The sequence below is a fragment of the Rhodococcus sp. NPDC049939 genome, from assembly GCF_040656415.1.
Classification (GTDB): domain Bacteria; phylum Actinomycetota; class Actinomycetes; order Mycobacteriales; family Mycobacteriaceae; genus Rhodococcus_F.
The window spans coordinates 119,164-134,114 of record NZ_JBFAMC010000007.1 but is presented as its reverse complement, the minus strand read 5'-3'; the positions used below and the strand labels follow the sequence as shown (position 1 = coordinate 134,114).

The 14,951-nt window shown below is 66.5% G+C and carries 1 protein-coding gene; it reads left to right on the top strand.

The window, feature by feature from the left end:
* Nucleotides 1–3: 3 nt before the first annotated feature.
* Nucleotides 4–14,898 (top strand): amino acid adenylation domain-containing protein, encoded by a 14,895-nt coding sequence (locus tag AB0I57_RS19570; RefSeq protein ID WP_358339078.1) that lies wholly within the window; start codon nt 4–6, stop codon nt 14,896–14,898.
* The last annotated feature ends 53 nt before the right edge of the window (nt 14,899–14,951 follow it).

Genomic DNA, 14,951 nt, shown 5'->3' with positions numbered 1-14,951 from the left:
CGCCTGTCCCCGGACACGATCGCCGTAACGTGCGACGGCAAGCACCTGACCTACACCCAACTCAACGAGAACGCCAACCGGTGGGCTCACCACCTCATCCACACCGGCGCCGGCCCCGACACCGTGATCGCCATCGCCCTCCCCCGCACCCCAGGCCTGATCACCGTGTTGTTGGCCATCCTCAAGACCGGGGCCGCCTACCTCCCCATCGACCCCCGCTACCCCAGCACCCGCACCAGATACATCCTCGACGACGCCGACCCCCACCTCCTGATCACCGACACCCCCACCGCCGCCACCCTTCCGACCACCGGCGTCAAGCAAATACGCACCGACACCGCCGACCTCGACAACCAGCCCACCCACAACCCCACCAACACCGACCGCACCACACCCCTACACCCGCAGCACCTGGCCTACCTGATCTACACCTCCGGATCCACCGGAGCCCCCAAAGGTGTTGCCGTCAGCCACCACAGCCTCACCACCCTGGTACACGAACCCGCACACCTCGGCCTGACGGACTCTCCCAGAGTTCTGGCCAGCGCCTCCGCAGGTTTCGATCTGTCGGTCTTCGAGATCTTCACCCCGTTGTGCACCGGGGGCAGCATCGAACTGGTCCGGGATCTGCTGGTCCTCGCCGAGGACGGCCGCCGCATGGACGGGGCAGTAATCAGTGCCGTTCCCTCGGTCCTCGCCGAAGTCCTAGAGCAAGCCCCGACGCCCCCGAAACCTGACACCGTCTTGTGTATCGGTGAGGCGATGCCGGGGTGGCTGGCCCGGAAGATCCGCTCCCTGATCCCCGGAGCTGGGGTGATCAATGCCTACGGACCCACCGAAACCACGGTCATTGCCACAAGCCACACCGTACCCACAACTGACCTTGTATCCACCGGTGACACCGTGCACACTGCTGGGGCCGGGGTGCCGATCGGTGCACCAATCGCCAACGTCCAGGTGTACGTCCTCGATGCCGGGTTGCGCCCGGTCCCGGCCGGGGTGATCGGCGAGTTGTACATAGCCGGATTGCAGGTGGCCCGCGGCTACCACAACCGCCCCGCTCTGACTGCGGGAAGGTTCGTCGCCAACCCCTTCGCCAGCGACGCTGTCGACGGTGCCCGCATGTACCGCACCGGGGACCTGATGCGCTGGACCACGGGCGGAGTCCTCGACTTCGTCGCACGCGCCGACGACCAGGTCAAGATCCGCGGATTCCGGGTCGAACCCGGCGAAATCGAAGCCGCCCTCACCTCACACCCGGCCGTCACCCACGCCGCGGTCATCACTCGACCCACCCCCACCGGCGAACCCGCCACCGACTACGAATCCACCACTGCCGCAGATCAACTGATCGGGTACGTCGTCCTCGACCCCGAGACGTCCCCGACCCTCGACCCGGAGGACATCAACCGGGACGGAGCCCGCGACGATGAAGACCGTGACCTGGTTCGTCTGCTGCGGGGATATGTGGCCGGCCGGCTGCCCGAGTACATGGTCCCCGCCGCGATCGTCATCCTGGACGCACTCCCGGTGACCGCGAACGGGAAGCTCGACCGTAAAGCCCTACCCGCCCCCGACTACGCCACCGGGCACTACCGTGCCCCCCGCACCCGGGACGAAACCGTCCTGGCCGAGCTCTACTCCGAGATTCTCGGTGTTCCCCGGGTCGGGATCGACGACTCCTTCTTCGATTTGGGCGGCCACTCCCTCCTCGCGACCCGCCTGATCAGCCGGATCCGCACCGAACTCGGTACCGAACTCCCCATCCGGGTCTTGTTCGACACCCCCACCATCGCCGAACTCAGCACCCGCCTCGACAACACCCGACCGGTACGTCCCCCACTGCTGCCCGTGGAACGACCGGCCCGAATCCCGTTGTCCCACGCCCAACAACGCCTGTGGTTCCTCCACCAATACGAGGGCCCCTCCGCGACCTACAACATCCCCCTCGCCCTCCGGGTGACCGGACCCCTGAACACCAATGCGCTGACCGCCGCGATCGCCGATGTCATCGCCCGCCACGAACCCCTGCGCACCGTCTTCGACACCACCGACGGACAACCGTTCCAACACATCCTGCCCGCCGACCACGCCACCACCAACATCCCCCTCACCGACCTCACCGATGTCGGTGAAGACGAGTTAGCCGCCGCGGTGGCCGAGGCCGCCCGCTACCGGTTCGACCTGTCCACCGAAATCCCGCTACGGGCAACCATATTCCGGCGCCGACCCGACGAGCACCTGCTGGTACTGGTGCTCCACCACATCGCCGGCGACGGGTGGTCACTAGCCCCCCTGATCCGGGACCTGACCCACGCCTACACCGCGCGCCGGCACGGTGAGGAACCGGTGTGGGAACCGTTGCCGATCCAGTACGCCGACTACACCCTCTGGCAACACCACCTCCTCGGCGAGACCACCGACCCCGACAGCACCCTGTCCACCCAATACCGGTACTGGCACCACGAACTCGACGGGGCACCAGATCTGACACCACTACCGACCGACCGACCCCGACCCAAGGTGGCCAGCTACCGCGGCGACACGATCGACTTCACCATCCCCGCCGACCTGCACCGCCGCTTGCATACCTTCGCCCGAAGCCGCGGGGCCACTATGTCGATGCTGGCGCAGTCCGCCCTCGCCGTGCTACTACACAAGCTCGGCGCCGGCACCGACCTCACCATCGGCAGCCCGATCGCCGGCCGCACCGACACCGCCCTGACCGACCTGATCGGCTTCTTCGTCAACACCTGGGTCCTCCGCGTCGACCTGGACCACCACCCCCGCTTCGACCAGATCCTCGACCAAGTCCGCGACAAAGCGTTGGCCGCCTACACCCACCAAGACCTCCCCTTCGAATTGTTGGTCGAACTACTCAACCCCACCCGCAGCACCGCCTACCACCCCCTGTTCCAGGTCTGCCTGGCCTGGCAGAACAACACCCTGCCCGATCTCGACCTGCCCGACCTACAGGCCACCGCACTCCCCGCCCCCACCGGCACCGCCAGGTTCGACCTGTTCATCAACCTGGTCGACCCCGGTGACCCCGACCGCGACATCCCCGCGCTGATCGAATACGCCACCGACCTGTTCGACCCACCCACCGTCCGCGCCCTCGCACACCGCTACCTGACCGTCCTCGACACCATCACCACAGACCCCCACACCCGACTGACCGACATCGAGATCCTCAACGAGACCGAACGCCACCAGATCCTCCACACTTGGAACCACACCCACACCCACACCCACACCGCGGTCCCCGCCGCCACCGTCCCGGACATGTTCGAATACCAAGTCCGGTCCACCCCCGACCAGATCGCCGTGGTCTGCGATGACCAACATCTGACGTATGCGCACCTGAACACCGCCGCGAACCGGTGGGCCCACCACCTCATCCACACCGGCGCCGGCCCCGACACCATCATCGCCGTCGCCCTCCCCCGCACCCCCGACCTGATCACCGTGTTGTTGGCCATCCTCAAAACCGGTGCCGCCTACCTCCCTATCGACCCGAACTACCCCAGCGCCCGCACCGGGCACATCCTGACCGACGCCCGCCCCCACCTGCTGATCACCGATACCACCACCACAACCACCCTGCCGCACAACGGGATCCGGCAGATCCACACCGACACCGCCGACCTCGAGAACCAGCCCACCCACAACCCCACCGACACCGACCGCGCAGCCCCCCTACACCCGCAGCACCTGGCCTACCTGATCTACACCTCCGGATCCACCGGCACCCCCAAAGCCGTCGCCGTCCCCCACCACAACCTGGTGGCCCTGTTCACCGGCACCGACAACGTGTTCGACTTCCACCCCACCGACGTGTGGACCATGTTCCACTCCCCGGCCTTCGACTTCTCGGTCTGGGAACTATGGGGCGCCCTACTGCACGGGGCCACCCTCGTCGTCGTCGACCCTGACACCAGCCGATCCCCCACCGCGTTCCTCGACCTGCTCCGCAGACACCAGGTTACCGTCCTGAGTCAAACCCCGGCCGCGTTCACCCAACTCACCGAAACCGCCCCAGACGACGACACCGATCCACTCCCCCTGCGCTACATCGTCTTCGGCGGCGACACCCTCGAGACCAGCGCACTCCAACGGTGGCACACCCGCCCCGACCACACCGCACCGATGCTGGTCAACATGTACGGCATCACCGAAACCACCGTCCACGCCACCGCCCACCCCCTGCCCATCAGCGACCTCCCACCGGGAACGAGTGTGCCGATCGGCACCCCGCTCACCACCGTCCAGGTCTACGTCCTCGACCCCGGGCTACGCCCGGTCCCGGCCGGAGTACCCGGCGAACTCTATGTCGCCGGAGAGCAAGTCGCCCGTGGCTACCACCACCAACCCACACTGACCGCAGGAAGGTTTCTGCCCAACCCCTTTGCCGCCGACCGTGCCATCGGTGGGCGCATGTACCGCACCGGGGACCTCGTCCGCTGGACCGCAGACGGTGTCCTCGACTTCCTCGGCCGCACCGACGACCAGGTCAAGATCCGCGGATTCCGCATCGAACCCGGCGAGATCGAAACCACCCTCACCACCCACCCCGCCATCACCCACGCCGCCGTCATCACCCGCCCGACCCCCACCCGCGAATCCGGCACCTACGACGAGTCCACCTCTGCCGCAGTCCAACTGATCGGGTACGTCGTCCTCGACCCCGACACCCCCCTGACCCACGACCGGGCCCAGGAAACCGAACAAGTCACCACATGGCAACACGTCTACGAAAACCTCTACACCCGAGACGAATCCGGTGACCACGAATCCGGTGATGATTGCGATGACACCGGGTTCGCCGACGACTTCCGCGGCTGGACCAGCAGCTACACCGGAAGGCCCATCCCGATCGAGCAGATGCGGCAGTGGCGCTCGGCGACCATCGACCGCATCCGGGAACTGTCCCCTACCCGGATCCTCGAAATCGGCGTCGGCACCGGACTCCTACTCACCGAACTCGCCCCCGACTGCGACTCCTACTGGGCCACCGACTTCTCCGACATCACCATCACCGCACTCCGCACCCAACTGGCCGCACACCACGCCCCCTGGACCGACCGAGTCCACCTGCGCACCCAACCCGCCGACAACACCGACGGCCTCCCGGCCGCACACTTCGACACCATCATCCTCAACTCGGTCATCCAGTACTTCCCGAACGCCGCCTACCTACTCGACGTCATCACGAAAGCGATGCGCTTGCTGACCCCCGGCGGGGCACTGTTTATCGGCGACATCCGCAACCTCACCACCCTCGAAGCGTTCGTCACCGGCATCCATCTCACTCAGAACACAACCGGCACCGCCATGGACCTGCTCGACCAGATCCGACGCGACATCGCCACCGAACAAGAACTACTGCTGGCCCCGGAATTCTTCCTCGCACTCACCGACCACCACCCCCACATCACCGCGGTGAACATCCAAACCAAGCGCGGGCACCCCGACACCGAAATGACCCGGCACCGCTACGACGTCATCGTTCACACGACCCCCACCGAGGCCCGATCCTCAGCCACCGTCCCCACCCGCTCCTGGCACGACATCGGCGGTTCCCACGCACTCCGATCTCTACTCGACCAACAGCGACCGGACGCCCTGCGGATCACCGGGATCCCCCACGCCGGCGTCATCGACGAAATCGCCGCCCACCAGGCCGCCACCCACACCCACCCCGACACCCGCCTCACCGACCTCCTCGACAATGTCGGGGACCGCACCGCCGCGGCCATCACCACCGAGGACCTACACCGACTCGGCAACGAAACCGGCTACCACACCGCCGTCACCTACGCCGCCACCCCCGGACACCTCGACGCGATCTTCCACGCCCCCACCACACAGCACACCCCGCTGACCGACCTGTACCAGCCGCCCGGCGAGGTCGGACCCCTCACCCGGTACGTCAACGACCCCGCCGCCACCGGCCGCGTTACCCAACTACGGGCATACGTGGCTGAACGGCTGCCCGAGTACATGGTGCCCGCCGCGATCGTCATCCTGGACGCACTCCCGGTGACCGCGAACGGGAAGCTCGACCGTAAAGCCCTGCCCGCCCCCGACTACACCACCGGGCAGTACCGTGCTCCCCGTGGCCGGGAAGAGACCGTCCTCACCGAGCTCTACTCCGAGATCCTCGGTGTTCCCCAGGTCGGGATCGACGACTCCTTCTTCGATTTGGGCGGTCACTCCCTCCTCGCCACCCGACTGATCAGCCGGATCCGCACCGAACTCGATGTCGAACTGCCCATCCGGGTCTTGTTCGACGCCCCCAGCATCGCAGAACTCAGCGCCCGCCTCGACAACACCCGACCGGTACGCCCCCCACTGGAACCGACGACACGACCGGCCCGGATCCCGCTCTCGCACGCCCAGCAACGCCTGTGGTTCCTGCACCAATTCGAGGGCCCGTCGGCGACCTACAACATCCCCCTCGCCCTTCGGTTGCACGGACCCCTGAACACCGACGCGCTGACCGCCGCGATCGCCGATGTCATCGCCCGCCACGAAAGCCTGCGCACCCTCTTCGGAGCGACCGAAGGCCAACCCTTCCAACACATCCTGTCCCCCGACCACGCCACCACCCCGATCGAGGTCACCGACCTCGACCCGAATCAGGTGGCCGAGGCGGTCGCCGAGGCCGCCGGGTACCGGTTCGACCTGGCCCACGAGATCCCGATCCGGGCCACCGTTTTCCGATCCGGACCCGGCGAGCACGTGCTGATGCTGCTGGTTCACCACATCGCCGGCGACGGTTGGTCGATGGTCCCCCTGATCCGGGACCTGACCCACGCCTACACCGCGCGCCGGCACGGTGAGGAACCGGTGTGGGAGCCACTGCCGGTCCACTACGCCGACTACACCCTCTGGCAACACCGCCTCCTCGGCGACCCCGCCGACCCGCACAGCCTGATCTCCACCCAATACCGGTACTGGCACCACGAACTGGCCGGGGCACCGGAACTGATAGCCCTGCCCACCGACCGGCCCCGCCCCAAAACAGCCAGCTACCGCGGCGCCACCGCCACCTTCACCATCCCCGCGAACCTGCACCACCGCCTCGACCAACTCGCCCGCACCCACGGGGTGACCATGTCGATGCTCACCCAATCCGCCCTCGCGGTGCTGCTACACAAACACGGCGCCGGCACCGATATCTGCATCGGCGGCCCGATCGCCGGCCGCACCGACACCGCGTTGACCGACCTGATCGGGTTCTTCGTCAACACCTGGGTCCTGCGCGTCGACCTGGGCCACCACCCCCGCTTCGACCAGATCCTCGACCAGGTCCGCGGCAAAGCCCTGGCCGCCTACACCCACCAGGACATCCCGTTCGAACTGCTCGTCGAACTGCTCAACCCCACCCGGTCCACCGCCCACCACCCGCTGTTCCAGATCGCCTTCGCCTGGCAGAACAACCCCCTGCCTGACATCGACCTGCCCGATCTACACGCCACCGTGCTGCCCGCCCCCACCGGCACCGCCAGGTTTGACCTACTCGTCCACCTGATCGACCCCGGTCACCCCGACCAGGACATCCCCGCGCTGATCGAATACGCCACCGACCTGTTCGACCGCACCACCATCGACACCCTCACCCACCGCTACCTGACCGTCCTCGACGCCATCGCCACCGACCCCCACACCCGGCTGTCCGACATCGAGACCCTCGACCAGACCGAACGCCACCAGATCCTCCACGACTGGAACCACACCCACATTCAGGTGTCAACACCAGCCGGAACGGTGCCCGAGCTGTTCGAACACCAGGTGCGCCTTTCCCCGGACACGATCGCCGTAACGTGCGACGGCAAGCACCTGACCTACACCCAACTCAACGAGAACGCCAACCGGTGGGCCCACCACCTCATCCACACCGGCGCCGGCCCCGACACCATCATCGCCGTCGCCCTCCCCCGCACCCCCGACCTGATCACCGTGCTGTTGGCGATCCTCAAGACCGGGGCCGCCTACCTCCCCATCGACCCGAACTACCCCAGCACCCGCACCGGGCACATCCTCGAAGACGCCCACCCCCACCTCCTGATCACCGACACCACCACCACACCAACACTGCCCCCCAACGAGATCCCCCACCTCCACACCGACACCGCCGACCTCGAGAACCAGCCCACCCACAACCCCACCGACACCGACCGCACCACCCCCCTACACCCGAACCACCTCGCCTACCTCATCTACACCTCCGGATCCACCGGAACCCCCAAAGGTGTCGCCGTCCCCCACCACAACCTCACCACCCTGGCACTACACGGGTGGCCCGACGGCCCCGGAACCCGGCTGCTGCTGCACTCCTCAATCGGATTCGATGCCTCCGTCCTCGAGATCTGGCCCCCACTCCTGACCGGCACAACACTGGTGACCTCCGCAGCCAACCCCCTCGACCCCCGCACCCTCGCCGACCTAATCACCCACCAACAGGTCGACACCCTCTTCCTCACCCCCACCCTGTTCGAGGTCCTCACCGAGGACACCGCCGGCACCACCAACGAAATCTTCGCCCACCTCACCCGCATCACCACCGGCGGCGAGGCACTGCGAACCGACACAGCCGCACACTTCACCCAACAGCACCCACACACCACACTGACCAACGCCTACGGCCCCACCGAAATCACCGTGGTTGCCACCACCCACACCCCGTCCGGCGCTGACCTCACGTCCACCGGCGACCTCCCACCGGGAACGAGCGTGCCAATCGGCACCCCGATCACCAATATCCAGGTCTACGTCCTCGACACCGGACTACGCCCGGTCCCCGCCGGAGTCCCCGGCGAACTCTATGTCGCCGGAGACCAAGTCGCCCGCGGCTACCACCACCAACCCGCCCTGACCGCGGGGCGGTTCCTGCCCAACCCCTTCGCCACCGGCACCACAGTGGGCGGGCGCATGTACCGCACCGGGGACCTCGTCCGCTGGACCGCAGATGGTGTCCTCGACTTCCTCGGCCGCACCGACGACCAGGTCAAGATCCGCGGATTCCGCATCGAACCTGCCGAAATCGAAGCCACCCTCACCACCCACCCCACCGTCACCCACGCCGCCGTCATCACCCGCCCCGCCGGTACCGCCTCCGACGACGAATCCAACACTGCCGCAGACCAACTGATCGGATACGTCGTCCTCGCCCCCGACACCCCCCTCGCCCACGACCAAACCCAGGACGAACGCCAGGACGAACGCCAGGACCGGGATGGGATGTTCGAGCTCGCAGCCCGATTGCGCGGATATGCGGCTGGACGGTTGCCCGAGTACATGGTCCCCGCCGCGATCGTCATCCTGGACGCACTCCCGGTGACCGCGAACGGCAAACTCGACCGCACCGCACTACCCGACCCCGACTTCCGCCTCGACCTCTACCGCGCCCCCCGCACCCGAGACGAAACCGTCCTGACCGAGCTCTACTCCGAGATTCTCGGTGTCCCCCAGGTCGGGATCGACGACTCCTTCTTCGATCTGGGCGGCCACTCCCTCCTCGCAACCCGCCTGATCAGCCGCATCCGCACCACCCTCGGCACCGAACTCCCCATCCGCACCCTGTTCGACACCCCCACCATCGCCGAACTCAGCGCCCGCCTCGACAACACCCGACCGGTACGCCCCCCACTGGAACCGACGACACGACCGACCCGAATCCCGTTGTCCCACGCCCAACAGCGCCTGTGGTTCCTCCACCAATACGAGGGCCCCTCGGCGACCTACAACATCCCCCTCGCCCTCCGATTGACCGGGCCCCTGAACACCGATGCGCTGACCGCCGCGATCGACGATGTCGTCGCCCGCCACGAAAGCCTGCGAACCCTCTTCGGAGCAACCGAAGGCCAACCCTTCCAACACATCCTGTCCCCCGACCACGCCACCACCCCGATCGAGGTCACCGACCTCGACACGCACCAACTGGACGACGCGGTGCCCGCTGCGGCCGGATACCGGTTCGACCTGTCCACCGAGATCCCGCTTCGGGCAACCATATTGCGGCGCCGGCCCGACGAGCACCTGCTGGTACTGGTGCTCCACCACATCGCTGGCGACGGGTGGTCGATGGCCCCCCTGATCCGGGACCTGACCCACGCCTACACCGCGCGCTGGCACGGTGAGGAACCGATCTGGGTGCCGTTGCCGGTCCACTACGCCGACTACACCCTCTGGCAACACCAACTCCTCGGCGAGACCACCGATCCCGACAGCACCCTGTCCACCCAATACCGGTACTGGCACGACGAACTCGGCGGGGCACCGGATCTGACACCCCTACCGATCGACCGGCCCCGCCCCAAAACCGCCAGCTACCGCGGCGACACGATCGACTTCACCATCCCCGCGAACCTGCACCACCGCCTCGACCAACTCGCCCGCACCCACGGGGTGACCATGTCGATGCTCACCCAATCCGCCCTCGCCGTGCTACTACACAAGCTCGGCGCCGGCGACGACCTGACCATCGGCGGTCCGATCGCCGGCCGCACCGACACCGCCCTGACCGACCTGATCGGCTTCTTCGTCAACACCTGGGTCCTGCGCGTCGACCTGTCCCACAACCCCACCCTCGACGCCGTCGTCGAGCAGGTCCGCGGCAAGGCCCTGGCGGCCTACACCCACCAAGACATCCCCTTCGAACTGCTCGTCGAACTGCTCAACCCCACTCGCACCACCGCCCACCACCCGCTGTTCCAGGTCGCCTTCGCCTGGCAGAACAACCCCCTGCCCGACCTCGACCTGCCCGACCTGCACACCACCGTGCTGCCCGCCCCCACCGGCACCGCAAAATTCGACCTGTCCGTCCACCTGATCGACCCCGGCACCCCCGACCGGGACATCCCCGCGCTGATCGAGTACGCCACCGACCTGTTCGACCCACACACCGTCCGCGCCCTCACCCACCGCTACCTGACCGTCCTCGACGCGATCGCAGCCGACCCGCACACCCGCCTGTCCGACATCGAGATCCTCAACCCAGATGAACGCCACACCATCCTCGAAACCTGGAACCACACCCACACCCACACCCTGATCCCCGCCACCACCGTCCCGGACATGTTCGAACACCAGGTCCGCTCCACCCCCGATCAGATCGCGGTGGCCTGCGACAACCAACACCTGACATACGCGCAACTGAATACCGAGGCGAACCGGTGGGCCCACCACCTCATCCACACCGGCGCCGGCCCCGACACCGTGATCGCCGTCGCCCTGCCCCGCACCCCCGAGCTGATCACCATCCTGCTCGCGATCCTCAAATCCGGTGCCGCCTACCTCCCCCTCGACCCGAACTACCCCAGCAACCGCACCGGGCACATCCTCACCGACGCCCACCCCCACCTACTGATCACCGACACCACCACCGCAACCACCCTGCCCCCCAACGAAATCCCACACTTTCACACGGACACCACCAACCTGCACCACCAGCCCACCCACAACCCCGGCGACACCGACCGCACCACCCCCCTGCACCCGCAGCACCTGGCCTACCTGATCTACACCTCCGGATCCACCGGCACCCCCAAAGGCGTCGCCGTCCCCCACCACAACCTGACGACCCTGGCAGTACGCGGCTGGCCGGAAGGACCCGGAAACCGGCTACTGCTGCACTCCTCAATCGGATTCGATGCCTCCGTCCTCGAGATCTGGCCCCCACTATTGACCGGCACAACGCTGGTGACTGCCGCAGCCAATCCCCTCGACCCCCGCACCCTCGCCGACCTGGTCACCCACCAACAGGTCGACACCCTCTTCCTCACCCCCACCCTGCTCGAGGTCCTCACCGAGGACACCGACGGCATCACCGACCGAATCTGCACCCACGTCACCCACATCGCCACCGGCGGCGAGGCACTACGAACCGACACAGCCGCACACTTCACCCAACAACACCCACACACCACGCTGGCCAACGCCTACGGCCCCACCGAAACTACGGTCATTGCCACGACCCACTCCCTGTCCACCAGTGACCTCATGGGCACCAGCGACCTCCCGCCGGGAACGAGTGCGCCGATCGGCACCCCGATCACCAACATCCAGGTCTACGTCCTCGATACCGGTTTGCGCCCGGTCCCGGCCGGAGTCCCCGGCGAACTGTACGTCGCCGGAGACCAAGTCGCCCGCGGCTACCACCACCAACCCACACTGACCGCGGGAAGGTTCGTCGCCAACCCCTACGCCACCGACACCACCGACGGTGGGCGCATGTACCGCACCGGAGACCTCGTGCGCTGGAGCACGGACGGGATCCTCGACTTCCTCGGACGCACCGACGACCAGGTCAAGATCCGCGGATTCCGCATCGAACCCGGCGAGATCGAAGCCGCCCTCACCTCCCACCCCACCGTCACCCAAGCCACCGTCATCACCCGCCCCGCCCCCACCAGCGAACCCGCCACCACCAGCGAATCCACCACCGACGACAAACAGTTGATCGGATACGTCGTCCTCGACCCCGAAACCCCCCTGACCCACGACCGGACCCAGGAAACCGAACAGATCACCACATGGCAACACGTCTACGACAACCTCTACACCGGTGACGCCGCACCCCCCGACGAGACCGGTTTCTGGGAAGACTTCCGTGGCTGGACCAGCAGCTACACCGGCGCACCCGTCCCGATCGAACAGATGCGGCAATGGCGTGCGGGCACGGTGGCCCGGATCCGACAACTGTCCCCCACCCGGATCCTCGAGATCGGTGTCGGCACCGGACTACTCCTGACCCACCTCGCCCCCGACTGCCACTCCTACTGGGCCACAGACTTTTCCGCCACCACCATCGACACACTCCGCACCCGGCTCACCAAACACCACGCCCCCTGGACCGACCGGGTCCACCTGCGCACCCAACCCGCCGACGACACCGACGGACTACCCACCGCACACTTCGACACCATCATCCTCAACTCGGTCATCCAATACTTCCCGAACGCCGCCTACCTACTCGACGTCATCGACAAAGCACTACACCTGCTGACCCCCGGCGGGACACTGTTCATCGGCGACATCCGCAACCTGACCACCCTGCCGGCGTTCGTCACCGGCATCCACCTCACCAACCCCCACCCCGACACCACCGCCGGCGACCTCCTCGACCAGATCCGACGCGACATCGCCACCGAACAGGAACTGCTGCTGGCCCCGGAATTCTTCCTCGCGCTCGGCAGGGACAACACCGACATCGGCGCCGTCGACATCCAACTCGAGCGCGGGCACCCCGACACCGAAATGACCCGCCACCGCTACGACGTCACCCTCCACACCACACCCACCGAGGCCCGATCCGCAGCCACCGTCCCCACCCGCGCCTGGCACGACCTGCCCGACACCACCGCACTCCGAAACCTGCTCGACCAACAGCGACCGGACGCCCTGCGGGTCACCGGGATACCCCACGCCGGGGTCATCGACGAAACCGCCGCCCACCACGCCGCCGTCCACACCCACCCCGACACCCCCCTCACCGACCTCCCCACCGATGTCGGGGACGACCCCGACAGCCGTTCCGGCAAGGCCATGACCACCGAGGACCTGCACCGGATCGGCGACGAAACCGGCTACACCACCGCCGTCACCTACTCCAACACCCCCGGACACCTCGACGCGATCTTCCACACCCCCACCACACAACACACCCCCACCACACAGCGCACCCCGCTGACCGACGTGTACCAACCCGCCGACGAGGTCGGGCCGCTCTCCCGGTACGTCAACGACCCCGCCGCCACCCACCGCACCACCCAACTACGGGCATACCTGGCCGAACGGCTGCCCGAATACATGGTGCCCGCCGCGATCGTGATCCTGGATTCACTCCCGGTGACCGCGAACGGCAAACTCGACCGTAAAGCCCTGCCCGCCCCCGACTACACCACCGGGCACTACCGTGCCCCCCGCACCCGAGACGAAACCGTCCTGGCCGAGCTCTACTCCGAGATTCTCGGTGTTCCCCGGGTCGGGATCGACGACTCCTTCTTCGATCTGGGCGGCCACTCCCTCCTCGCGACCCGCCTGATCAGCCGCATCCGCACCGAACTCGGCACCGAACTACCCATCCGGGTCCTGTTCGACGCCCCCACCACTGCCGAACTCGCCCCCCAACTACACCAAGACTTCACGACTGAATTAGCAAACCCCCTCGAGCCCGTGCTCACCATCAGCCCCTCTGGTTCCAGGCCTCCCCTGTTCTGCATCCATCCCGGTGCTGGAATGTGCTGGTGCTATCTGCCTTTCGCGCAACTTCTTCCCGACCAACCAATCTACGGTCTCCAGGCCAGGGGCCTCGACGGGATTACACCGCTAGCACACTCAATACCAGAAATGGTCCACGACTACGTCGACGAAGTAGTTGCCCTGGCGCCCCGTGGCCCCGTCGAACTGCTCGGGTGGTCATTCGGGGGTGTGATCGCCCAGGCCATGGCATTCGAACTTCACCGGCGGGGCCGTTCGGTCAGCCAACTTGTCGTGTTGGACAGTGCACCGAGTGCTCCTTCCAACAACGAGCAAAGCAGGCAAGCATTCGATGACGAGGCCGAACTTCGGAACGATATTCGTTCGGCATTGGAAGCCAGGTACGGAGATATTGTCAGTTCTCCGGAATTCCCGGTCTCTCACGAAAGGCTATTCGACATACTTCTCAACAACACGGAGTTACAACTGGAGTACAAGTCTCCCCTATACGTCGGGGATGTGCTCATCGTCCGTGCCGATACAACTCACGACGGGAAACCAAGCAAACCATTACGCCCGCAGTGGGCCGAATTCGTGCGGGGTAACATCATCGAACGGACTGTAGCCGCAAGACACCCCGACATGGACTTGCCCGAAATCATGAAAGAGATCTGCGGCATCATGCTCGAGTAGGTGCGCCGGTCCATGGTCGCACAAACCGCCGCCGAAATGCGTTCACTACAACG